General features: G+C 68.8%; 23 protein-coding genes and 1 tRNA gene. 9 read left to right on the top strand and 15 right to left on the bottom strand.

The features are described from left to right. The first annotated feature begins 198 nt into the window (after positions 1–198). Together BGN98_RS09150 and BGN98_RS09145 are read left to right on the top strand one after the other, a co-directional pair. Positions 199–909, top strand: coding sequence for a thioredoxin-like domain-containing protein (locus BGN98_RS09150; RefSeq protein WP_288120985.1), 711 nt, complete (start codon positions 199–201; stop codon positions 907–909). Beyond that, positions 906–1,583, top strand: coding sequence for a DUF305 domain-containing protein (locus tag BGN98_RS09145; protein WP_288120984.1), 678 nt, complete (start codon positions 906–908; stop codon positions 1,581–1,583). Before BGN98_RS09150 ends, BGN98_RS09145 begins: the two co-directional genes overlap by 4 nt. An 18-nt stretch (positions 1,584–1,601) precedes the next feature. On the opposite strand, the gene BGN98_RS09140 is transcribed toward BGN98_RS09145, so the two are convergent. From BGN98_RS09140 to BGN98_RS09115, 6 genes are all read right to left on the bottom strand, one after another. Further along, entirely contained in the window at positions 1,602–1,805 is a 204-nt protein-coding gene (locus BGN98_RS09140; protein ID WP_231860838.1) for a hypothetical protein, read from the bottom strand. A 51-nt stretch (positions 1,806–1,856) separates the two neighbouring features. Next, positions 1,857–2,357 (bottom strand): amidohydrolase family protein, encoded by a 501-nt coding sequence (locus BGN98_RS09135; RefSeq protein ID WP_061682627.1) that lies wholly within the window; start codon positions 2,355–2,357, stop codon positions 1,857–1,859. A 52-nt stretch (positions 2,358–2,409) separates the two neighbouring features. Beyond that, positions 2,410–5,277 carry an HAD-IC family P-type ATPase gene (locus BGN98_RS09130; protein WP_061682618.1) on the bottom strand — a complete coding sequence of 956 codons (2,868 nt, stop codon included), beginning with the start codon at positions 5,275–5,277 and terminating at the stop codon, positions 2,410–2,412. 75 nt (positions 5,278–5,352) lie between these two features. After that, the gene (locus tag BGN98_RS09125; protein WP_036290167.1) at positions 5,353–6,330 is read right to left on the bottom strand and encodes a carbohydrate ABC transporter permease; all 978 of its coding nucleotides are present in this window, start codon (positions 6,328–6,330) and stop codon (positions 5,353–5,355) included. Further along, on the bottom strand, positions 6,327–7,673 hold the full coding sequence (locus BGN98_RS09120) for a carbohydrate ABC transporter permease (RefSeq protein WP_061682616.1): 1,347 nt from the start codon (positions 7,671–7,673) through the stop codon (positions 6,327–6,329). Before BGN98_RS09120 ends, BGN98_RS09125 begins: the two co-directional genes overlap by 4 nt. Before the next feature lie 117 nt (positions 7,674–7,790). Then, positions 7,791–9,125 carry an ABC transporter substrate-binding protein gene (locus BGN98_RS09115; protein WP_061682614.1) on the bottom strand — a complete coding sequence of 445 codons (1,335 nt, stop codon included), beginning with the start codon at positions 9,123–9,125 and terminating at the stop codon, positions 7,791–7,793. Between the two features lie 227 nt (positions 9,126–9,352). On the opposite strand from BGN98_RS09115, the gene BGN98_RS09110 reads away from it, so the two are divergent. Then, positions 9,353–10,372 (top strand): LacI family DNA-binding transcriptional regulator, encoded by a 1,020-nt coding sequence (locus BGN98_RS09110; protein ID WP_061682612.1) that lies wholly within the window; start codon positions 9,353–9,355, stop codon positions 10,370–10,372. 69 nt (positions 10,373–10,441) lie between these two features. Here BGN98_RS09110 and rplL read toward each other — a convergent pair whose 3' ends face one another. Next, positions 10,442–10,825 (bottom strand): 50S ribosomal protein L7/L12, encoded by a 384-nt coding sequence (gene rplL / locus BGN98_RS09105; protein ID WP_005051460.1) that lies wholly within the window; start codon positions 10,823–10,825, stop codon positions 10,442–10,444. Positions 10,826–10,874: 49 nt separating this feature from the next. Continuing rightward, the gene (rplJ, locus tag BGN98_RS09100) at positions 10,875–11,363 is read right to left on the bottom strand and encodes a 50S ribosomal protein L10 (RefSeq protein WP_005051470.1); all 489 of its coding nucleotides are present in this window, start codon (positions 11,361–11,363) and stop codon (positions 10,875–10,877) included. Positions 11,364–11,681: 318 nt separating this feature from the next. Between rplJ and BGN98_RS09095 the strand changes: the two genes are divergently transcribed. From BGN98_RS09095 to BGN98_RS09080, 4 genes are all read left to right on the top strand, one after another. After that, the gene (locus BGN98_RS09095; protein ID WP_288120979.1) at positions 11,682–12,374 is read left to right on the top strand and encodes a YqaJ viral recombinase family protein; all 693 of its coding nucleotides are present in this window, start codon (positions 11,682–11,684) and stop codon (positions 12,372–12,374) included. A 145-nt stretch (positions 12,375–12,519) separates the two neighbouring features. Further along, a complete protein-coding gene (locus BGN98_RS09090; RefSeq protein ID WP_288120977.1) occupies positions 12,520–14,226 on the top strand; it encodes an MDR family MFS transporter in 1,707 nt (568 codons plus the stop codon). Continuing rightward, positions 14,219–14,683, top strand: coding sequence for a MarR family winged helix-turn-helix transcriptional regulator (locus BGN98_RS09085; RefSeq protein WP_036290176.1), 465 nt, complete (start codon positions 14,219–14,221; stop codon positions 14,681–14,683). Before BGN98_RS09090 ends, BGN98_RS09085 begins: the two co-directional genes overlap by 8 nt. Before the next feature lie 168 nt (positions 14,684–14,851). Then, on the top strand, positions 14,852–15,904 hold the full coding sequence (locus tag BGN98_RS09080; RefSeq protein ID WP_288120974.1) for an NADP-dependent oxidoreductase: 1,053 nt from the start codon (positions 14,852–14,854) through the stop codon (positions 15,902–15,904). Here the strand turns inward: BGN98_RS09080 and BGN98_RS09075 are convergent. Further along, complete coding sequence (locus BGN98_RS09075) at positions 15,891–16,811, bottom strand: LysR family transcriptional regulator ArgP (RefSeq protein ID WP_036290177.1); 921 nt, start codon at positions 16,809–16,811, stop codon at positions 15,891–15,893. The genes BGN98_RS09080 and BGN98_RS09075 overlap by 14 nt on opposite strands. 27 nt (positions 16,812–16,838) lie before the next feature. Here BGN98_RS09075 and BGN98_RS09070 point away from each other — a divergent pair, with 27 nt between their 5' ends. Together BGN98_RS09070 and BGN98_RS09065 are read left to right on the top strand one after the other, a co-directional pair. Further along, on the top strand, positions 16,839–17,495 hold the full coding sequence (locus tag BGN98_RS09070; RefSeq protein WP_288120972.1) for a LysE/ArgO family amino acid transporter: 657 nt from the start codon (positions 16,839–16,841) through the stop codon (positions 17,493–17,495). 56 nt (positions 17,496–17,551) lie between these two features. After that, complete coding sequence (locus BGN98_RS09065; RefSeq protein WP_288120970.1) at positions 17,552–17,827, top strand: acylphosphatase; 276 nt, start codon at positions 17,552–17,554, stop codon at positions 17,825–17,827. A 62-nt stretch (positions 17,828–17,889) separates the two neighbouring features. Here the strand turns inward: BGN98_RS09065 and rplA are convergent, their stop codons facing one another. From rplA to BGN98_RS09035, 6 genes are all read right to left on the bottom strand, one after another. Next, positions 17,890–18,579, bottom strand: a complete 690-nt coding sequence (gene rplA / locus BGN98_RS09060; RefSeq protein WP_288120968.1) for a 50S ribosomal protein L1 — start codon at positions 18,577–18,579, stop codon at positions 17,890–17,892. 13 nt (positions 18,580–18,592) lie between these two features. Next, positions 18,593–19,024: a 50S ribosomal protein L11 gene (gene rplK / locus BGN98_RS09055; protein ID WP_005050009.1), complete on the bottom strand. Its 432-nt coding sequence runs from the start codon at positions 19,022–19,024 to the stop codon at positions 18,593–18,595. A 144-nt stretch (positions 19,025–19,168) separates the two neighbouring features. Further along, on the bottom strand, positions 19,169–20,167 hold the full coding sequence (gene nusG, locus BGN98_RS09050; protein ID WP_288120955.1) for a transcription termination/antitermination protein NusG: 999 nt from the start codon (positions 20,165–20,167) through the stop codon (positions 19,169–19,171). Positions 20,168–20,220: 53 nt separating this feature from the next. After that, positions 20,221–20,484, bottom strand: coding sequence for a preprotein translocase subunit SecE (gene secE / locus BGN98_RS09045; protein ID WP_167626531.1), 264 nt, complete (start codon positions 20,482–20,484; stop codon positions 20,221–20,223). Positions 20,485–20,580: 96 nt separating this feature from the next. Beyond that, positions 20,581–20,653 (bottom strand) — tRNA-Trp (locus tag BGN98_RS09040). Between the two features lie 130 nt (positions 20,654–20,783). Beyond that, entirely contained in the window at positions 20,784–21,218 is a 435-nt protein-coding gene (locus BGN98_RS09035) for a pyridoxamine 5'-phosphate oxidase family protein (protein WP_288120954.1), read from the bottom strand. Positions 21,219–21,231: the final 13 nt, after the last annotated feature.

Here is a 21,231-nt window from a genome sequence, read left to right as displayed (position 1 = left end):
GGTCCAGACGAGTGTAAGCGGAGGGAGCGGTCGCCGAGAGCGGATCGGCGCGCGACCACAACGACAGGGAGGGCTCGAAACGATTCGAGCAGACTTCGATCCTAACCTTTTCCCCAGCCTCAGAGTCATGCAGCCGCATACGATCGACATGCTGCCCCTGCGGGAGCGGCCCCCGACCGCGAATCGAACCGAGGACCCATGACCCCCACTCCATCCGACAAGAAGCGCACGAGCGGCAACCCCGCCACGCGCGCGAACCTCGAGCTGACCGTCAAGCAGCAACGCGAGCTCCAGAAGCAGGAGAAGCTCGCCGAGTACCAGCGTCAGCTCGCGCGCCGGCGGCGCAGCCGTCTCACGTGGTGGATCGTCGGGGCCACGGCTGCCGTCGCCATCGTCGCGGTCGTCGCGGCATCCATCGCCTTCGCGCCGAAGCCGGTCACCTACCAGGCCGGTGGCACCGGTGCCGCCATCGACGGTGTCGAGACGTTCACGAACACGACGCAGCACGTCGCCGGCACCGTGGACTACCCGCAGAATCCCCCCGCGGGCGGCCCGCACAACCAGTACTGGCTGAACTGCGGCATCTACGACCAGCCCCAGCAGAACGAGTACGCCGTGCACTCGCTCGAGCACGGTGCCGTGTGGGTCACGTACGACAAGACGCGGGTCAGCGACGCCGATCTCGATGCGTTGACGGCGCAGCTGCCGTCGTCGTACGTGATCCTCTCGCCGTACGAGGGCCTTCCCACGCCGATCGTGCTCAGCGCGTGGAACGCGCAGCTGAAGCTCGACAGTGCGGCCGACCCCCGCATCCCGTCGTTCTTCGAGGAGTACTGGCGCAACCAGAACGTCCCCGAGCCGACCTCATCCTGCAGTGGTGCGGTCGACGGGCCGGGCAAGCAGTCGTGACCGCGCCCGAGCCGGCGAACGGGCGCGCCCTCCCCCCGTGGTGGGCGGTGCTCCTGGTCGCGCTCGCCGTCGCCGCGCTCGCGTTCGCGATCGGCCGCTTCTCCACCTTCGCCGCGGCCGGGGCTGCGGCGGCACCCACCTCCGACTCCCCCGAGGCCGGGTTCGCCCGCGACATGCAGCTGCACCACGGGCAGGCGGTCGAGATGGCGATGGACATCTACCGCACGACGCAGAACGACGGTGTGCGGGTCCTGGCCTACGACATCGCGACGACGCAGTCGGCACAGAAGGGCGAGTTCTACGACTGGCTCGTCAAGTGGGGCCTGCCGCAGAGCGGCGGTCCACTCATGGCGTGGATGGATGCCGCGGGCACCTCCCACCCGCACGGCGGCGGCGCGGCGCGTCCGACCGACGCGGAGCTGATGACGCAGATGGGAATGGCGAGCGCCGAGGAGCTCGCGGCGATGCGGGCGCAATCCGGCACCACCGCCGACTGCACGTTCCTCGGCCTCATGATCCGCCACCACCAGGGTGCGCTGCCGATGGCGCAGGCGTTGCTGCGGCTCGGACACGAGCCGCGTGCGCTCGCGGTGGCTCAGGGCGTCATCGCGACGCAGTCCGCCGAGATCGACCTGATGACCTCGCTGCGCGCCGGACTCGGCTGCACGGGCTGACGCGCGGAGGCCGTCCGTTCACGCGCAGGCGGGGCACGCCGCTGCCCGGCCGCGCTCTGCGCCCGTATGCGTGTGGGCGGCGATGACCTCGCCGGCGCACACCGTCCATGCGGTGCGCGCGAACCCGATCTCTTCGGGCGCGCCGACGAAGGGATCGCGATCGGCCACCGCGAGATCGGCGGCGGCACCGACACGGATCCGTCCGGCCGCGCCGTCGCCGATCAGCTCGTGCGAGCCACTCGTGTATGCGGCGAGCGCCGCGCTCGGCGGCGTTCAGCGCAGCGACCACGCTGCGGACGAGCTCATCGGGGAAATAGCGCAGGCCCGCGGAGCCGTCGGGATAGCCGTCCTGAAGTCGGGGATGCTGCCGAACGACGTCAGAGCGGCCTCCTGCCAGCCGGTGACGCCAAGGGAGATCAGGTGGTCGGCGGCGGCACGGATGCCGGGTGCCATCGCGGCGGCACTCGGCTCGGGCGCCACGCGTCCGACGAGGTCGACGGCGCCCTCGCGCAGCGTCCCCTGCGGTTCGCCGTCCGCACGGCGGACGATGCGCCCGTCCGGCGGGTCGGGGGTCGTGCGATCGATGCCGGCGACGGCCAGCGCGCGCGAGTTCGCCCAACCGCCGTGTCGGTCGCTGTCCAGCAGGAGCACCGGTCGGTCGGGCACGACGGCGCAGGCCGCCTCCGACCCGGCATCGTCGAGGCTGCAGTCCAGCGCCTCGAGCGCGACGAGCCCCAGGTGCACGTGGGCGTCGGCGAACGACGGCGCGATCACGCCGCCCGCCGCTCCCCGTCGATCACCGGTCCGCCGGTGACGATGAGCGCCGTCATGATCCGGCTCGCAGGACGGGGCGGAAGAAGCGATTCGCCGGTGGTGCCCACACTGCCACGAGCACCGCCGCGTAGACGACGATCTGGCCGATGGACCAGACGTCCCAGTCGTGGTCGACGGCGAGACTCCACAGCTGCAGGCCGACGATTGCGACCGCGAGCACGCTGATGAACAGACGCGACAGTCCGCTGCCGCGTCCGAGCCCGGCGGCCGCGGCCACCGACAGCAGCCCGAAGAGGATGATGCCGGCACCGATCAGCGAGACGCTCATCACCAGTGATCCGGGAACGTCGTAGCGGGTGAGCAGGAACAGGATCCCGAACATGGCGTTCGCCAGGCCGCCGACGTAGACGAGCGCCACGGCGATGGTCACCGGCACCGGTCGCGACACCTCCCGGGTGTGCGGGGTGGCGTGCGGCGCGGCATCCTGCAGCGCTCGGGCGACGTAGCGGCGCTGCACGGCCCGCACGATCTCGATCAGCACGATGGCGCCGATGCAGCCGGCCGTCACGACCAGCGCCGTCGTCTGGCCGGGATCGACCAGCAGGAAGAACTGGCGCGACAGGGCCACCGAGAAGATCACGACGAGGGCGATGAACATCGCGCCCACGACGGCTCCCTTGAACCGGTTGAGCGGGCGGCTGAGCACCGCGAGGATCCAGATGCCCACGACGGCGAGGATGATCGTCGCCCCCGTGCGCACCTCGTCGACCGGCGTCCCGGCGCCGCGCACGATGAGGGTGTACAGGGTGAGGGTGAGCGCGACGACCACGCCCGTCGGAATGGCGAAGCTCAGCGAACGGCGCAGGAACCCCGGGATGTAGCGCTGCGCGTTGGGCATGAGCGCGAGGAAGAAGGCGGGGATGCCGATGGTGAGCCCGTCGGTGATCGACAGCTGGCGGGGCAGGAACGGGAACTCCAGCACGAGCACGCCGAACAGGATCGCCAGCAGCGTCGCGTACGTCGTCTTGGTCAAGAACAGCATCGAGACGCGCTCGATGTTGGCGATGACCTGCCGCCCCTCGGCGACGACGTCGGGCAGGTGCGAGAACCGCCCGTCGAGCAGCACGAGCCGCGCGACCGCCTTCGTCGCCGCCGCGCCCGAGTTCATCGCGATGCCGATGTCGGCGGTCTTGATCGCCAGCGCGTCGTTCACGCCGTCGCCCGTCATCGCGACCGTGTGCCCGCGGGACTGAAGGGCCAGGACCATGCGCTTCTTCTGATCCGGCGTGACGCGGCCGAAGACGGTGTGCTCCTCGAGCACCGCGGCGAGCGCCTCGTCGTCGTCGGGGAGCGCGCGGGCGTCGTAGCCCTCCGCGGCGTCCATACCCACTTCCCGCGCGATCGCCGCCACCGTGCGCGGGTTGTCGCCGGAGATGATGCGGATGCCGACGCCCTGCGCGCGGAAGTACTCGAGCGTCTGCGCGGCGTCGGTGCGCACCTTCTCACGAAACGTCAGCACGGCGACGGCCACGAGCTCGTCGGGCAGGCTCTCCGCCTCGACATCGGCCGTCGTCAGCTGCCGCGGCGAGAAGGCGAGCACGAGGGTGCGGCGGCCGGTCGAGGCGCGCTCGATCACGGCCGCTCCGAGCGGGTCGGCGGCGTCGGTCGCGGCGGCGCCGAACACCATCTCGGGCGCGCCGAGCACCCACGTGCCCGCCGGATCGCCGTCGTCGTCGAACGCCACGGCGCTCCACTTGCGCGCGGACGAGAACCCGATGCTCTCCCGAGCGACACGCGGGCGCTGCGCCGCCTCGGCGGCGAACGGCTCCCGGAGCGTGCGTGCCGTCGCGTTCGCGTCCGGAGCGCTGCCGTACCAGCCGAGCGTCCGCCGCCAGCCGGCGACCTCGTCGAGCAGGTGGGCGTCGTCGTAGGCGATCTCGCCCTCGGTCAGGGTGCCGGTCTTGTCGAGGCAGATCACGTCGACCCGGGCGAGACCCTCCACGGCGGGCAGCTCGTTGACGAGCACCTGTCGCGCCGCCAGGCGCGCGGCTCCCACCGCGAAGGTGATCGAGGTCATCAGCACCAGCCCGAGCGGGATCATCGCCGTCAGCGATGCGATCGTATTGACGACGGCCTGCACCCAGCTGCCGCTCTCCCACGCGGCGCGCCATCCGCCGGCGACCTGCATCTGAGCGTTCAGCACCAGCAGACCGATCGGGCCGATCGCCCAGCCGACCCAGCTCAGCACGCGGTTGATCGAGTCGCGCAGCTCGGAGCCCACGAGAGAGAAGCGCTTCGCCTCGTCGGCGAACGCGTTCGCGTAGGCGTCGGCGCCCACGCGGACGACCTGCGCATCACCCTCCCCGCCGACGACGATCGACCCCGACAGCGCCTCGTCGCCGGGGTGCTTGTCGACGGCATCCGACTCGCCCGTCAGCATGGACTCATCGATCTGCAGGCCCCGCGAGCGCACGATGCGCGCGTCGGCCGGCACCTGGTCGCCGGCGCGCAGCACGAGGATGTCGGCGAGCACGACGGCCGACTGCGCGACGTCCTGCTCCACGGCGTCGCGTCGCACACGCGCCTGCGCGGCGTTCAGCAGCGCGAGCTTGTCGAGGGCGGCTTTGGCCCGGAACTCCTGCACCGAGCCGATGACCGCGTTGGCGACGGCGGCGAAGCCGAAGAGGGCGTCCTGCCAGCGTCCGAGGGCGAACAGGATGCCGAAGCACGCGAAGACGATGCCGTTGAACAGCGTGAAGACGTTCGCGCGGATGATGCTCAGCGCACTGCGACTGGTCTCGGCGCGGTAGGCGTTGGACCGACCGTCGGCCGTCCGGACGTCGACCTCCGCGGCGCGCAGTCCGACTGCGGGATCGACCTCCTCGATCGCTGCGGGCGCCGTGGCACCGGGGCTGCTCATGGCTTCACACTAAAGGAGCGGCGCGGCTCGCGTCCCCACGAATTCCGCGCCGCTCCCGAAGGACCCAGCCGAAAATCAGCCCTTCGTCGCCCCCGCCAGAAGCCCCCGCACGAAGAAGCGCTGCAGGGCGAAGAACACGACCAGCGGCACGATGATCGAGATGAACGTGCCCGCGGCCTGCAGGAACCACTGATCGCCCCACGTCCCGGACAGCGAGTTGAGCGACTGGGTGATCGGCAGCGATGACGACGGAGCGAAGATCGTCGCCACCAGCAGGTCATTCCACACCCAGATGAATTCCAGGACGGCGAACGACGCGAGCGCCGGCGCCGCCAACGGCAGGATCATCCGGAAGAAGATCTGGCCGTGGCCGGCCCCGTCCACCCGCGCCGCCTCGATCACCTCGCTGGGGATCTCCGCGATGAAGTTGTGCAGGAGGAACACCGCCAGCGGCAGCGCGAAGATCGTGTGCGCGATCCACACCGTCGCGAAGCTGTGCTCGAGTCCGCGCAGATCCAGCGCCGGGAAGACGGTGACGTCGCCGATCGTCATCCCTCGGGAGAACAGGCTCAGCAGGGGCACCAGCGCCATCTGCAGCGGCACGATCTGCAGGGCGAACACCGCGATGAACGCGAGGTTGCGCCCCTTGAAGTCGATCCAGGCGAAGGCGTAGGCGAGCAGCGAGGCCACCGCCAGCGCGAAGAACACGACCGGGATCGTGATCGCGAGCGAGTTGAGGAACGACTGGCCCAGAGTCAGCGCGGTGCCGCCCGAGGTCAGCGCCTTCTGGAAGTTCTCCAGCGTGAACGACGGGTCGGTGAACACCGTCCACCAACCGGTGCTCTGCACGTCCGAGCCGGGGCGCAGCGAGGTGACGAACAGGCCGAAGGTCGGGATGGTCCAGAAGATCGCGATGACCAGCGCCGCGATCGTCGCCCCCTTGGAGGTCAGGCGCTTACGCGCCATGGCCTCGTGCTTGCGCGTGTCGCGGGAGACCTGTCGAGCCGAGCGGGTGTCGGTGACGGGCTCGATGATGTCGACTCCGGTGCTCATCGGATCTCCCTCTGCTTGCGGATCTGGATGATGTTGAACACGATCAGCGGCGTCACGAAGATGAACAGCACGACGGCCAGCGCCGCCGCGTGCCCGTAGCTCTGGAAGCGCTGCTGCTGGTTGACCATCTCGAACGCGAGCACGGACGTGTTGGCGCGACCGCCGGTCATGACCGCGACGATGTCGTAGATCTTCAGCGACGCGATGGCGACCGTGGTCACCACGACGACGATCGACGAGCGGATGCCGGGGACGGTCACGTTCCTGAACCGCTCCCACGCGTTCGCGCCGTCCAGCTCCGCGGCCTCGACCTGCTCCGGCGGAACCGCCTTGATCGCGGCGGAGAGGATGACCATCGCAAGTCCTGTCTGGCTCCAGATGAAGACGACCATCAGCAGCAGGCTGTTCACGAGCGGCGTGACGCTGAGCCAGGCGACGGGGTCGCCCCCGAACGCCGTGATGATGGCGTTGAGCAGACCCAGCTGGTCGCCCTGACGGTAGTCGTACATGAACTTCCAGATGATGCCCGCGCCGACGAACGAGATCGCGAAGGGCATGAAGATCAGCACTTTCAAGAACCGCTCGCCCGCGGCGCGATCGATGAACACGGCGTACGCGAGACCCACGATGGTGGCGATCGTCGGGCAGATGAGCACCCAGATGACGGTGTTGATGACCGACCAGGTGCCCTCGGGCTGCGTGAAGACCCACACGTAGTTGTCGAAGCCCACGAACTCGGCACCCGTCTTGTCGAAGAACGACTGCACGAACGTCGCGAAGAACGGGTAGATGAGACCGATCAGCAGCAGCACCGCAGCCGGGGCGGCGAAGAGCACGAGCTGGAACAGATAGCCGGCTCCCTTGCGTGCCCGGTAGTCGAGCACGAACAGCGCGGCACCGGAGACGAGCGCGATGCCGAGCACGTAGATGAAGGCGTTCGCGTACGGGCGCAGCAGCAGCAGGGCAAGGACCGGGATCGCGAAGCAGGCGACGAGGCGGATCCAGAAGTAGACCCGCCCGGGACGGGGCGCGTACTCGATCAGCAGGAGCAGCACACCGACCACGGCGGCGAAGGCGACGAGGATGATGGGGATCTGCACGATCGGGCCCATCACGCCGAGCCACTGGAAGAACGCGGTGAGCGAGACTCCGGGGATGACGATCTTCGCCGGGTCCTCTACGGGAGTGCTCAGCAGGAGCAGCACCACCAGAGCCAGCAGGATGACGAGCGCACCGGTGGCGATACCGGCGGTGACGCGGGGTGAGAAGGCGCGGCGCGGACCGGAGTCAGGCGCCAGCCCGTCGGTCTTGACTCGCGCGGGCGCGGTGGTGGGTGCGGACATCGATGAGCCTCCGTGTGCTTCGGTGGACGCGGAATGGGAGCGAGACGGGGCGCGGGCGCCACGGGCGGGATGCCGAGGCTACGGCATCCCGCCCGCGGTGTCACGCGGCTGGTGTGACTAGTTGTTGTAGCCGGCCTGGATGTCGCTGAGGACCTTGGCCTGGTCCTTGCCGTCGATCCAGTCGACCATGCCCTTCCAGAACGAGCCGGAGCCGACCGTGGCGGGCATGAGGTCCGAGGCGTCGAAGCGGACCGTGGTGTTCGGGTCCTGCAGCAGCTTCATCGCCTCGGTCAGGAACTCGCTCGAGGCCTTGCTCGGGTCCGCCTTGAGGTTGGCCGAGATCGCGCCGCCCTCGCTGACTCGCGCGTTGGCGAAGTCGGCGCTCGACATGAACTCGAGCACCTTCTGCGTCGCCTCGTTGTCGGAGAAGCCCGCCACGAACTCGCCGCCGACCTCGATCGTGGCCGCGCCCTCCTTGTAGCCCGGGAGCACGAAGGCGTAGACATCGCCGTCGGGCGCGACCTTGGGCGCCTGACCCGACGCCGTCTTCACCGTCAGGAAGTTGGCCGTCAGGAACGACGCCTGGTGGGTCATCGGGCACGAACCGTCGGCGACCTTCGCCGCGACGTCACCGAATGCCGTGCTGTTGATGCTCTTGACATCACCGAAGCCGGCGTTGACGTACGACGGGTTCAGCAGGATGTCGCCCACCGCGGTGAAGGCGTCGGCGATCGGCTTGTCGGTGAACTTCACCGAGCCGTCGACCCACTGGTCGTAGACGTCGGGGCCGGACTGGCGCAGGACGAGGTCCTCGACCCAGTCGGTGCCCGGCCAGCCGGAGGCGCCGCCCGACTCGAAGCCGGCGCACCAGGGCGCAGCCCCCGTCTTCTCCTGGATCGTCTTGGTCAGCGTGAGCAGCTCGTCCCACGTCTTCGGAACCTCGACGCCCCATTCCTTGAACTTCGCCGGGGAGTACCAGACGTAGCCCTTGATGTTGGCGAGCATCGGCGCGGAGTAGAACGTGCCGTCGATCGTGCCGTACTTCTTCCAGTCCGGCGACCAGTTGGCGTTGACGTTGTCCTCCACCGCCTGCGGCGCCTTCTTGACGTCGCCCGTACCGACCAGGGTCTTCAGCAGACCCGGCTGCGGCACGATCGCGATGTCGGGCGCGTCGCCACCGGTGACCTTGGTGACGATGTTCGCCTCGAAGCTCTTGTCACCGGTGTACTGCACGGTGATCCCGCTCGTCTTGCTCCAGCCGTCGAAGACCTTCTGGAGGGCGTCGGCCTCGGAGCCGGTGATACCGCCCGAGATGCGAACCGTCCCCCCGGCCGCCCCCGTTCCGCTGGCGCTGCCGCCGCTACTGCCGCCCTCGGCGCAGCCCGCGAGTGCGAACGCCGCCACGCCCATGACAGCCAGAGGCGCAATCCAGCGCCGCCGTGACATCCCCATGTGATTCCTCCTCATTGAGTGCTCGGATGATTCCTGGTGCACACGGCCCCGTTCCGGAACCGATTCCAGGCCAAGCTATTGGACCCGCTCCCACGACGCAACCCGACGATTGTCACAACCCGATAACAACCACTACCGCGCGGCATCCCGCGACACGAAGATGAGAGCAACCGGTTCCATACTGAGCCGTGAGATAGTCAGCGAACAGCGCTCGAGGAGGAGCACCGATGGCCGGCATCGCCGAAGTCGCCGCCCACGCCGGCGTATCGAAAGCGACGGCCAGCCGCGCTCTCAGCGGCGCCGGATACGTGTCGGAAGCGACCAAGTCGCGCGTCCAGGCCGCCGCCGCAGAACTGGGGTACGTGCCGTCGGCCGGTGCGGTGGGCCTTGCGACCGGGCGCACCCAGAACATCGGTGTCGTCATGCCGTACGTCAACCGGTGGTTCTTCGCGGAGGTGCTCGAAGGCATCCAGCAGGCGCTGCTGGAACGAGGTCTCGATCTCACCCTCTACGACGCAAAGCCGGGCACCGAGGGCCGTGTCCGCATCTTCGACGATTTCCTCGCACGCAAGAGATTCGACGGCTTGATCGCCGTCGGTCTGGAACCGGTCGATCACGAGTTGGAGCGACTGACCCGCATCGACCGCCCCATCGTCAGCGTCGTCGGCTCCAGCGAGCTGACGAGCGTCGTCGCGGTCGACGACGACTACGCGGCACGGCGGGCGACCGAGCATCTGATCGCCCTCGGCCACCGCGACATCGCGTTCGTCGGCGGTGCACCGCAGAGCCACTGGGCCCACGTCGACCAGGAGCGGCTGTCGGGCTACCAGCACGCGATGACCGAAGCCGGGCTGGCGAGCTTCATCCGCCACGCGCACTCCGAAGTGACCCTGCCCGGCGGCTACGCCGCCGCCGCCGACCTGCTGAGCGATACGCGCAGGCGTCCCACCGCCATCGTCGGGGTGTGCGACGAAGTGGCGATCGGCGCCATCATCGCCGCACGCCGTCTCGGCATCCAGGTGCCGGCCGCGCTCAGTGTCGCGGGCATCGACGATCACGAGTTCGCCGAGATGTTCTCCCTCACCACCCTGCAGCAGGTGCCGCGGGAGCAGGGGCGGGCTGCGGTGAGCGTCTTGCTCGCCGAGATCGCGGAGCCCGGCCGCGCCCGCACCGAGCTGCGCATTCCGGCGCGCCTGATCGTCCGCAGCTCCACCGCAGGCATCGCTCCGGTCGAGAGCGGCGTCTGAACGCAGAGAACGCGGAAGGCCCCCGGGAGATCCCGGGGGCCTTCGCTGCAGTTCTTCGAGAAGAGCTGATTACTTCAGAGTCACCGTCGCGCCGGCCTCCTCGAGGGCAGCCTTCGCCTTCTCGGCGGTCTCCTTGTTCGCGCCCTCGAGCACGGCCTTGGGGGCACCGTCGACGACGGCCTTGGCCTCGCCGAGGCCCAGCGAGGTGAGCTCGCGGACCGTCTTGATGACCTGGATCTTCTTGTCGCCAGCGGCCTCGAGGATGACGTCGAAGGAGTCCTTCTCCTCGACCTCTTCCGCGCCACCCGCGCCACCCGCAGCGCCGGCAACGGCGACGGGGGCAGCAGCGGTGACGTCGAACTTCTCCTCGAACGCCTTCACGAACTCGCTGAGCTCGACGAGGGTCAGGCCGGCAAACTGCTCGAGCAGCTCCTCAGTGGTGAGCTTCGCCATGATGTATCTCCTAGATAGGTGGGGTGTGGGGAAAGAGCTCGCCGGTCGCTTACGCGGCTTCGGCGGTCTCCAGCTTTTCGCGAAGCGCGTCGATGGTGGCCGCAGCCTTGCCCATCGTCGCCTTCATCATGCCCGCCGCCTTCGCCAGCAGAACCTCGCGGCTCTCCAGGGAGGCGTACTTGTTGATCTCGTCGGCACTCAGGGCGTTGCCCTCGAAGATGCCGCCCTTGATCACCAGAAGCGGGTTGGCCTTGGCGAAGTCACGCAGAGCCTTGGCGGTGGCGACGAAGTCACCGTGCACGAACGCGACGGCCGAGGGACCCTTCAGGTCCTCGTCCAGCGCCGTGATCCCCGCGTTGTTCGCGGCGATCTTGGTCAGCGTGTTCTTCACCACGGCGTAGCTCGCGTCCTGACGGATGCTGTTGCGCAGCTGCTTGAGCTGGGCGACCGTCAGACCGCGGTACTCGGTCAGCAGTACGGCAGTCGAGTCCTCGAAGTTCTTCGTGAGCTCGGCGACCGATGCATCCTTCTGCGCCATGGTCACTCCTTGATGTGAATGTGACACTCCGCGGTGGCGGAGCATCGGCCGTGATCGCCGCTCTCGCGAGCGACGCCCACAACGCGAAAAAGCTCCGGCGCAAGCGCACGGAGCTTCGAATCGGTTTCCCGGAGACTGTCTGTGACACCTGCGCGGGCCCCTGCGATGCAGAGCTTCGTCGGCGTCCGCCGTTGCGGACAACGAGACCAGCGGTCTTTGGCTTCGTCCAGCATACGTGAGCCCACCGGACGCGCCAAATCGGCGGCGGCTCGGGTGTCGCGTCCGTCCACGTCGACGGCGCGGGTTAGCCTCGATGACATGACTCCGGAAGCTCTCGCGCGCGTCGCGCCGGAGCTGGCAGAGCGGATCGTCGCCGACTCCCGCGACCGCGTCGGCTGGATGCGGGCACGCTCGCGCGGCATCACCGCCACGGACGTCGCACAGCTGACGAGCCCCGCCGCCATCGCCCGCGCTGCCGATGCCAAGCTCGGAGCAGGCCGCGGCTTCTCCGGCAACGCCTACACCGACCACGGGCGCCGCCGCGAACCGGAGATCGCGGCGTGGGTCGCGGCGACCCACGGCATCCACCCGTCTTCCGCGCTCTTCCACGCCGTCGTGGAGAAGCGCCATCTCGCCACCCCCGACGGCATCACCGTCGACGCGGACGGGCGTGTGATCCTCGCCGAGATCAAGACCACCAACAAGACGTGGAAGTCGATCCCGCGCACCTACCTTCGACAGGTCTGGTGGCAGCAGCACGTGCTGGGCGCGGAGCGCACGCTCGTCGTCTGGGAGGAGCACGACGGATTCGTGCCCGTCGGCGACGAGCCCCGGTGCGCCTGGGTCGATCGCGACGAGCGCGAGATCGGCAACCTCGTGCGCTTGGCGACCGAGCTGATCGACGAGCTCTACCGCCGCACGATGCGGCGCCGGACGGGCGTGGAGACGGCGGTGGATGCCGTCGCATCCCGCCCGCGCGAGCCGTACCGCGCTCTGGCTCTGAGCGACTGATCCGGGCGACATCCCCCACCTGGGAATAGTTGACGTAGGTCAACGTTGACCATATAGTTGACCAAGCTCAACCGTTGACTAACGTCAACCACTTCGCCGCTCTCGGCGTCACCTCCGCAACGCAGCACCTTTAGGAAATCCCTCTATGTCAGAAACGCTCGCCGCCGGCACCGCGCCGCGCATGAACCATCGGCAGGTCCTCGAAGCCCTGTCGGGGCTGCTGCTGGGCATGTTCGTGTCCATGCTCGCCTCCACGGTCGTCTCCAGCTCCCTGCCCGTCATCATCCACGACCTCGACGGCAACCAGGCCGCCTTCACGTGGGTCGTCACCGCGACTCTGCTCACGACCGCGATCTCCACCCCCGTCTGGGGCAAGCTCGCCGACCTGACGAATCGCAAGGTGCTCTACCAGCTCGCGATCGTGATCTTCGTCCTCGCGACGGCCGCGGCCGGCTTCTCGCAGTCGCCGGAGATGCTGATCGCCTTCCGCGCCGTGCAGGGAATCGGCGCCGGCGGCCTCGCGGCCCTCAGCCAGGTGCTCATGGCCGACATCATCAGCCCCCGCGAGCGCGGTCGGTACATGGGCCTGTTCGGCGCGGTCATGGCGCTCGCGACGATCGGCGGCCCGCTGCTGGGCGGTGTCATCACCGACGCGTGGGGCTGGCGCTGGAACTTCTTCGTGTCGCTTCCCGTCGCCGTCGTGGCGCTGGTCCTGGTGCAGGCGACTCTGCACGTGCCCGCACGACGCCGTAAGAAGACGACCATCGACTACCTCGGGATCGTGCTGCTGTCGGCGGCCGTCTCGCTGCTGCTGATCTGGGTGACCAACGCCGGCACGACCACGACCGGCGACTGGTGGGATCTCGGCAACAACGACTGGTGGAGCCTGACCACCGTGCTGATGGTCGGCGGAGCGATCCTCGCGGCCCTGCTGTTCGTGATCGTCGAACTGCGCTCGCGCGAGCCGCTCGTCCCGCTGACGCTGTTCCGCAACCGCACCTTCACCCTGTCGGTCATCGCCTCGATCGCCACCGGCATCGCGATGTTCGGCGCATCGGTCTTCCTCAGCCAGTACATGCAGCTGGCCCGCGGCGCGACGCCCACCGAGGCGGGCCTCATGACCATCCCGATGATCGCCGGCCTGCTGGTCGCCTCCGTCGGCGTGGGAACCCTCGTCACCCGCTACGGCAGGTGGAAGCCCTACCTCATCGTCGGCGCGGTGCTGCTGATCGCCGGCTCGTACCTGCTGTCGACGATCCACTACGACACGAACTTCGCGATCGTCTCGGTGTACATGTTCCTGCTCGGCGCCGGCGTCGGCATGACGATGCAGAACCTCGTTCTCGTCGTGCAGAACACCACCCGTCCCGAGGAGATCGGCGTGGCGAGCTCCGGCGTCACCTTCTTCCGCAGCCTCGGCGGCACGATCGGCGTCTCGGTGATGGGCGCCGCTCTCGCGGCGCGTGTGGTCGATCTCGTCGCCCAGCGCAAGGAGGACATCACCGCCGCGATCATGGGGCTCGGCGACCAGGCGCAGTACTGGGCGCAGCAGCTGCAGACAGGCTCGCTGCCGAAGGTGTCGGCCATGCCCGATACGCTTCGAGTCGTGTTCGAGGACATCTACGCCAACGGCATCTCCCACTCGTTCTTGATCGCCGTGCCCTTCGCGGTGCTCTCGCTCGTCGCCATCGTGTTCCTGCCCAACAAGCCGCTCACGACGATGACCACCGTCGAGCGCATGCAGGCCAGCGAGGCCGACCTCGCGACGGTCTCGGTGCCGGAGGCGATGGAGACGCTCACCGCCACCGGCGCCGTGCGCACCGTGCCTGCCGGATCCCGAAACGATGGCTGAGACGGCCGAAGACTCCGGTTCCCGCACCGCCGCGGTGCGGGAACTGGAGTCCGAGTTCGGTGAGCTGATCACCCGCTTCCAGCGGGTGATCAGCGAGATCGCGAACCGGGTGAGCCCCGGCCTTCTCCCCGGCGCCTACAAGGTGTTCACGACGATCGCGCGCCGCGACGGCGTGACGCTGTCGTCCCTGTCCGATCTGCTGATGATGGACAAGGGCCAGCTGAGCCGGACCATCCGCGAACTCGAGTCGCTCGGCCTCATCTCCCGTTCCCCCGACCCGGCCGATGGCCGCTCGAGCCTCCTCGCCCCGACGCCGGAGGGTCTTGCCCGTCTCGAGGCGGCCCGCGCGCCCCAGCAGGGACTGCTGCTCGACGCGATCGTGGACTGGCCGCTGGACGACATCAACGCCCTCACCCGGCTGCTGCGGGCGCTCGGCGACAGCGTGACCCGGCGCTGACGGCGATGCCGCTCGGCGCCGAGGAGATGAGCCGAGGAGATTCGTCGCCCGGTAGCACTCGCGTAACACGGTCGAGACATCTCCGGGGTTGACTATATTCACGGGGGCACCGCGCCGCCGCGGCAGCACGTGCAGCCAACGCCGACACGCACGGGAAGGAGCGACCAGATGGTCTCTCACCGTCTCACCAGATTCCGGCCGCTGCGATCGGCATCCACGAAGGATGCCGCCGGACAGGCCTCCGTTCCCGAACCCCCGGCGCAGATGCGCGCGATCGTCTTCGACGAGCCCGGCGCGGCCGACGTGCTGCGCGAAGACACCGTCCCGGTGCCGACACCGGTGCTGAGCGAACTGCTGGTGCGCGTGATCGCGGCCGGCGTGAATCCGATCGACGCCAAGACCCGCTCCGGCGCCGGCGTGTACGGCGCCCTCTCCGATCACCCTCACAGTCTCGGCTTCGATTTCAGCGGCGTCGTCGTGTCGACCCCGTACGAGTCGCACCCGCTGCCTCCCGGAACGGAGGTGTTCGGCATGACGGCCTTCCCGCGCTCACCCGGCTCGTACGCCGACTACGCCGTCGTTCCCACCCTCGCCGTCGCCCGCAAGCCCGCCGCCCTCTCTCACGTCGAGGCGGCCGCCGTTCCCTTGGCGGCTCTGACGGCATGGGGGCTGGTGGTCGAGACCGCGCACGCCCACGAGGGGCAGCGGGTGCTCATCCACGCCGGTGGCGGCGGGGTGGGCCACTTCGCCGTGCAGCTGGCCTCGTACTTCGGCGCGCAGGTGATCGCGACCGGATCGGCCGCCAATCTGCCCTGGCTGCGCGAGCTCGGCGCCTCGGTCGTCATCGATTACGCCTCGACCCGCTTCGAAGACGTCGTCGGAACGGTCGACGTGGTGATCGACCTCATCGGCAACGTCCACGATGACACCGGAACCCGATCGCTGTCGGTGCTGCGCCCCGGCGGGCTGTACGTCCTGGTGCCGACCGGCGCGTGGCCCGGCTACGCGGATGCCGCGGAGGCGGCCGGCGTGCGGGCCACGTCGTACAAGGTCGTGCCCGACGGCAGCGTGCTGGCGACCCTGGCCCGACTGCTCGATTCGGGGGCGATCCGGGTCTTCGTGGATCGCGTCTACGACCTCGCCGAGGCCGAGGCCGCCCATCGCGAGATCGAGCGCGGCCACACGAGGGGAAAGATCGTGCTCTCCGTCAGCGATTGCTGATCCGACCGGAGGGATCCGCCGGGGCGAGAACCCGACGACCCTCCGCGACGAGCTCCTCCGCCACGGCATCCAACATCTCGGAGCGCAGATTCCACTGCTGCCAGTACAGCGGCACGCGAACCGGCTCGCCCTCCAGCGCGACGAGCGTGCCGTCATCCAGCGCCTGCTGCGACTGCAGCCGCGGCAGCAGCGCCCATCCGAGACCCAGCTGCACCGCCGTGGCGAAGTCGTGCGAGGCCGGCACGCGGTGCCGCGGTGGCGCCGCCGGATCGATGCCGCGTGCGCGCAGCCACCTCGTCTGCAGGTCATCGCGTCGATCGAAGTCGATGAGCGGCGCGTCACGCAGGCGCGCGGCAGCATCGGATGCCGCCGTGTCGAGCCACCGATCGCGGAAGGCGGGAGTGGCGACGGCCTCGTAGACCAGCTCGCCGAGGGGAACGACGCGGCATCCGGCGACGGGGTGCGCACGCGAGGTCACCGCGCCCGTCACCGTACCGGACTCGAGGAGCGCCGCGGTGAAGTCCTGATCGTCGCGGTGCAGGTCGAAGACGACCGGATGCCGCTCGGCGAGCCGGGCCAGCGGTGGCAGGAACCACGTGGAAAGCGAGTCGGCGTTGACGGCGAGCGGCATCCGAACCGGCTCGGCGTCGTCGCCCAGCGCCCGCGCCGCATCGGCTTCCAGCAGCGCGAGCTGACGCGCGTACCGCACGACGGGGTGCGCGGCCTCGGTCGCCTGCACCGGCTTGGTGCGCACGAGCAGGACGCGTCCGAGGATCTCCTCCAGCGCTTTGATGCGCTGGCTGATCGCAGACGGGGTCACGTGCAGGCGACGCGCGGCGCCGTCCAGAGTGCCCTCGTCGAGCACCGTCACGAGCGTGTGGGCGAGCTCGGCCGGAATCCGAATCATCAGCTCAGCTTATGGCGCTTCAGAATCATGAACTGGGCTTTCGCCGTGTGCCGGTCTACGCTCGCGTGCGTGCTCCCCTCTGCGCTGGCCGGCCTCGGCCTCGGACTGTCCCTCATCGTCGCCATCGGCGCTCAGAACCTCTTCGTGCTGCGCCAGGGGATCCGCCGCCAGCACGTCACCGCGGTGGTGGTCGTCTGCACGCTCTCCGATGCGCTGCTGATCGTGCTGGGCGTCTCCGGCGTCGGTGCGCTCCTGCAGACGCTGCCGGGCGTCATCGACGTCGTTCGCTGGGCCGGTGCGCTCTTCCTCGCGGGCTACGCCCTCCTGGCAGCGCGTCGAGCTCTGCGCGGATCACCGACCGGCCTGACGGGCGAGAGCGCGCCATCCGAGGTCTCCCGCCGCGCGGCGGTCGTGCTGACCTGTCTGGCCCTCACCTGGCTCAACCCGCACGTCTATCTCGATACGGTGTTCCTCCTCGGCACGGTCGCCAACACCCACGGGTCGATGCGGTGGGCCTTCGCCGCCGGCGCCGTCACGGCCTCGGTCGCCTGGTTCAGCGCGCTCGGCTTCGGAGCGCGCCACCTGGGCCGACGCCTGTCGACACCGCGCGCCTGGCGGGTGCTGGACGGCGCGATCGCCGTCGTCATGCTGGCGCTGGCGGTCAGCCTCGTCCTGCCCCATTGACAGCGGCTGCAGTCGCGCGAACCGGCCGTGCGCCGGGGCACGGGCAGAATGGACCGATGACACGGGTTCATCTGATCGCCTCGGGCGGCGTGCAGGGTGTCGGCTACCGTTTCACCCTGCAGGCGGTGGCGACCCGGGCGGGCGCGACGGGATGGGTGCGCAACCGCGCCGACGGCACGGTCGAGGCCGAAGTCGAGGGCCCGCCCGAGGCGGTCGCCGCCGTCGTGGCGTGGGCGCGAACGGGACCGCGCGGAGGGTGGGTCGATCAGCTGCGCGTCACGGAGAGAGCCGAGGAGGGCTCGAGCGTCTTCGAGATCCGCCGCGACGGGTGATCGCACGACGACGATGGGGCCCCACCCGAAGGTGGAGCCCCATCGTGACGTCGATCCGAGGATCAGACGAGGGAGTTGACGTCCAGCGGGATGCCGGGACCGAAGGTGGTCGACACGGCGCCCTTCTGGATGTAGCGGCCCTTCGAGCTCGAGGGCTTCAGACGCACGATCTCCTCGACCGCAGCGGTGAAGTTCTCCTCCAGCTGCTCGGCCGTGAACGAGGCCTTGCCGACGACGAAGTGCACGTTGGCGTGCTTGTCGACGCGGAACTCGATCTTGCCGCCCTTGATCTCCTCCACGGCCTTGGCCGGGTTAGGGGTCACGGTGCCGGTCTTGGGGTTCGGCATCAGGCCGCGGGGACCGAGGACCTTACCGAGTCGACCGACCTGGCCCATGAGCTCGGGCGTGGAGACGGCCGCGTCGAACGCGGTCCAGCCGCCGGCGACCTTCTCGATGAGCTCGGCGCCGCCGACCTCGTCCGCGCCCGCGGCGATGGCGGCCTCGGCGGCCGGGCCCGTCGCGAACACGATGACGCGGGCGGTCTTGCCCGTGCCGTGCGGGAGGATGACCGTGCCACGGACCATCTGGTCCGCCTTGCGCGGGTCGACCGCGAGCTTGAGGGCGACCTCGACGGTCGAGTCGAACTTCTTCGACCCCGTCTCCTTCGCCAGCTTCACGGCCTCGCTGGACGTGTAGAACTTGTCGCGGTCGATCTTCGCCGCGGCTGCTTCGTAAACCTTGGACTTAGCCATTGTGCGTTCCCCCTCAGTCCTCGACCGTGATGCCCATGGAGCGGGCGGTGCCGGCGATGATCAGCGAGGCGGCCTCGATGTCGTTCGCGTTCAGGTCGGGCATCTTCGTCTCGGCGATCTGACGGACCTGGTCCTTGGTGAGCTTCGCGACCTTGACGGTATGCGGGGTCTTGGAGCCCTTCTGCACGCCGGCGGCCTTCTTGATGAGCTCCGCGGCGGGCGGGGTCTTCAGGATGAACGTGAAGCTGCGGTCCTCGTAGACAGTGATCTCCACGGGGATGACGTTGCCGCGCTGCGACTCCGTCGCGGCGTTGTACGCCTTGCAGAACTCCATGATGTTGACGCCATGCTGACCGAGCGCGGGGCCGATCGGCGGCGCCGGGTTGGCGGCACCGGCGTTGATCTGAAGCTTGATCAGGCCGGTCACCTTCTTCTTCGGTGCCATTCTCTTTCCTTCTGTCGAGCGCACGTCGGCCGGAGCCTCGGGGCGCGCTTCCACACGATCGGCGGACCCGAAAGGTGGTGGGGATGTCGCGCGACGCGCGCGCAACCTGATGATTCTACCGGATGCCGCGGCATCCGGTATGGATCACTGCTTGGTGACCTGGTCGAACGACAGCTCGACCGGCGTCTCGCGCTCGAAGAGGGAGACGAGCACGGTGAGCTTGCCGCTCTCGGGCTTGATCTCGCTGATCGAACCCGGCAGGCCCGCGAACGAGCCTTCCTTGATCGTGATGGTCTCGCCGATCTCGAAGTCGACCTCGGTGATGACGCTGCGCGCGGGAGCCGACGCCCCCTTGCCGGCGCCGCCCTTGACGGGGGCCGTCTCGGTGACCTGCACGAGCGACTTCAGCATGTTGAAGGCTTCTTCGAACCGCAGCGGCGTCGGGTTGTGCGCGTTGCCGACGAAGCCGGTGACGCCGGGCGTGTGACGCACGACCGACCAGGTGTCTTCGTTCAGCTCCATCCGCACGAGGACGTAGCCCGGGATGCGCACCCGGTTGACCATCTTGCGCTGGCCGTTCTTGATCTCGACGACGTCCTCCATCGGGACCTCGACCTGATAGATGTCCTCTTCGACCTCGAGCGAGTTCTTGCGCTGCTCGATGTTCGCCTTCACCTTGCGCTCGAAGCCCGCGTAGGAGTGGATCACGTACCACTTGCCCGGCAGCGAACGCAGTTCGGCGCGGAAGGCCTCGTAGGGGTCTTCCGGAGCCGCGTCGGGCTCGCCGTTCACGTCGGGACCGTCGTACGGCGCGATCTCCTCGGCGGCGTGGGCGGCGGCCTCGGCCTCCTCCTCGGCGAGCGCGTCGGTGAGCACCTCTGCGGCGGCCTCGGCCTCGGCGGCCTCGTCGATCTCGAGTGCGTCGTTCACGATGGCGTCTGCCTCCGGGTCGTCGATGTCGATGTCTTCGTCTTCGCCCTCGGCGTCGTCTTCATCGTCGACGACGTGCACGGCGAGGTGCTCTGCAGGCTCCGAGGACAGCTCCTCGGCGGCGAGGATGTTGCCTTCCTGCGCCTCGTCGTCCTCGCTGGACTGCTCGGCGGCAGTGGCCCAGTCGACGTCGTCGGTGTACTTCTCAGACACGTATGTCCTCTTCCCTCGGGGGTCGTGCGGTGACAGCTCGGGCGTCGGCTGGATCAGCTCGGCACGCCGAAGACGACCTGCACCACCCAGGTGAAGAGCAAGTCGAGGCTATACACCACGGCCATCATCACGACGACGAAGCCGAGAACGACACCGGTGAACTTCAGCAGCTCCTGGCGGGTCGGCGTGACCACCTTGCGGAGTTCGCCGAAGACCTGGCGGATGAAGAGCGCGATCCGCTGGAAGAAGTTCAGCTTCTTCTCACGGGGCGTGCCGCCTGCTGCGACGACCTCGCCGTGCGCCTCTTCCTGGACCATGTACCCACCCATGTGACGTGCTCGGACGTGCTCGGACTTGCTTTCCACACCGGCGCGAACCGGCGCGACCTGCGGTGTCAGCTGATCGCTGACGCGCAGGGCGGACAGGAATCGAACCTGCAACCTGCGGTTTTGGAGACCGCTGCTCTGCCAATTGAGCTACCGCCCTAGAGATCATGAGATCCCGGGTGAAGACCACATCTCCGCCCGAACGTCACGCGGAGCGCGGGCACGGCGAAAGAATGCAGACTTCAACTGCACTGTCCAGTGTACGTCATGCCATCTGGACGCGCGAACCGTCAGTACTGCTGCACACCGTAGCGGTCGGGTTCGGGTCCCCTGCGGAAGTCTCGGCCCGACACGGATGCCGCGCGTACCCGGACGTAGTTGTACTTCACCGTGGGGATCCAGGGCCGAAGTCCCAGCTCGTCGGCGGCGCGGACCTCGTCGGCGGTCGTGAGCCGCTGCGCGTGCCCGCGGATCACGACGCTCCACGCGTCGGCGTCGCTGTACTCGTCGACCTCGAACAGGACGTCGTCGTTGATCGTCAGCTCGGTCAGCTTGCTGCCCTCCGCCGTGCGAAACACCACACTGTCGCCGTCGACGATGTAGTTCACGGGGAAGATGTCCAGCACGGCGCCGACGTGGGTCACCAGGCGCCCGAGCTCCTGTTCCGCGAGGCGCTGCCAGCACTGCCGGTCATCGAGGAAGCTGACCGCATCCGAGGTGTCCATGGCCACATCATTC

The organism is Microbacterium sp. 69-7, assembly GCF_001897985.1.
GTDB classification, from domain to species: Bacteria; Actinomycetota; Actinomycetes; order Actinomycetales; family Microbacteriaceae; genus Microbacterium; species Microbacterium laevaniformans.
Note: the sequence above shows the minus strand (reverse complement) of the source record. Positions and strands in the feature narration are given on the sequence as shown.

Bases quoted from the DNA above. Each gene is read 5' to 3' on its own strand.
- BGN98_RS09150 (WP_288120985.1), top strand. From the start codon at position 199: ATGACCCCCACTCCATCCGACAAGAAGCGCACGAGCGGCAACCCCGCC.
- BGN98_RS09130 (WP_061682618.1), bottom strand. From the start codon at position 5,277: ATGAGCAGCCCCGGTGCCACGGCGCCCGCAGCGATCGAGGAGGTCGAT.
- BGN98_RS09125 (WP_036290167.1), bottom strand. From the start codon at position 6,330: ATGAGCACCGGAGTCGACATCATCGAGCCCGTCACCGACACCCGCTCG.
- BGN98_RS09120 (WP_061682616.1), bottom strand. From the start codon at position 7,673: ATGTCCGCACCCACCACCGCGCCCGCGCGAGTCAAGACCGACGGGCTG.
- BGN98_RS09115 (WP_061682614.1), bottom strand. From the start codon at position 9,125: ATGGGGATGTCACGGCGGCGCTGGATTGCGCCTCTGGCTGTCATGGGC.
- BGN98_RS09110 (WP_061682612.1), top strand. From the start codon at position 9,353: ATGGCCGGCATCGCCGAAGTCGCCGCCCACGCCGGCGTATCGAAAGCG.
- rplL (WP_005051460.1), bottom strand. From the start codon at position 10,825: ATGGCGAAGCTCACCACTGAGGAGCTGCTCGAGCAGTTTGCCGGCCTG.
- rplJ (WP_005051470.1), bottom strand. From the start codon at position 11,363: ATGGCGCAGAAGGATGCATCGGTCGCCGAGCTCACGAAGAACTTCGAG.
- BGN98_RS09095 (WP_288120979.1), top strand. From the start codon at position 11,682: ATGACTCCGGAAGCTCTCGCGCGCGTCGCGCCGGAGCTGGCAGAGCGG.
- BGN98_RS09090 (WP_288120977.1), top strand. From the start codon at position 12,520: ATGTCAGAAACGCTCGCCGCCGGCACCGCGCCGCGCATGAACCATCGG.
- BGN98_RS09085 (WP_036290176.1), top strand. From the start codon at position 14,219: ATGGCTGAGACGGCCGAAGACTCCGGTTCCCGCACCGCCGCGGTGCGG.
- BGN98_RS09080 (WP_288120974.1), top strand. From the start codon at position 14,852: ATGGTCTCTCACCGTCTCACCAGATTCCGGCCGCTGCGATCGGCATCC.
- BGN98_RS09075 (WP_036290177.1), bottom strand. From the start codon at position 16,811: ATGATTCGGATTCCGGCCGAGCTCGCCCACACGCTCGTGACGGTGCTC.
- BGN98_RS09070 (WP_288120972.1), top strand. From the start codon at position 16,839: ATGAACTGGGCTTTCGCCGTGTGCCGGTCTACGCTCGCGTGCGTGCTC.
- BGN98_RS09065 (WP_288120970.1), top strand. From the start codon at position 17,552: ATGACACGGGTTCATCTGATCGCCTCGGGCGGCGTGCAGGGTGTCGGC.
- rplA (WP_288120968.1), bottom strand. From the start codon at position 18,579: ATGGCTAAGTCCAAGGTTTACGAAGCAGCCGCGGCGAAGATCGACCGC.
- rplK (WP_005050009.1), bottom strand. From the start codon at position 19,024: ATGGCACCGAAGAAGAAGGTGACCGGCCTGATCAAGCTTCAGATCAAC.
- secE (WP_167626531.1), bottom strand. From the start codon at position 20,484: ATGGTCCAGGAAGAGGCGCACGGCGAGGTCGTCGCAGCAGGCGGCACG.
- BGN98_RS09035 (WP_288120954.1), bottom strand. From the start codon at position 21,218: ATGGACACCTCGGATGCGGTCAGCTTCCTCGATGACCGGCAGTGCTGG.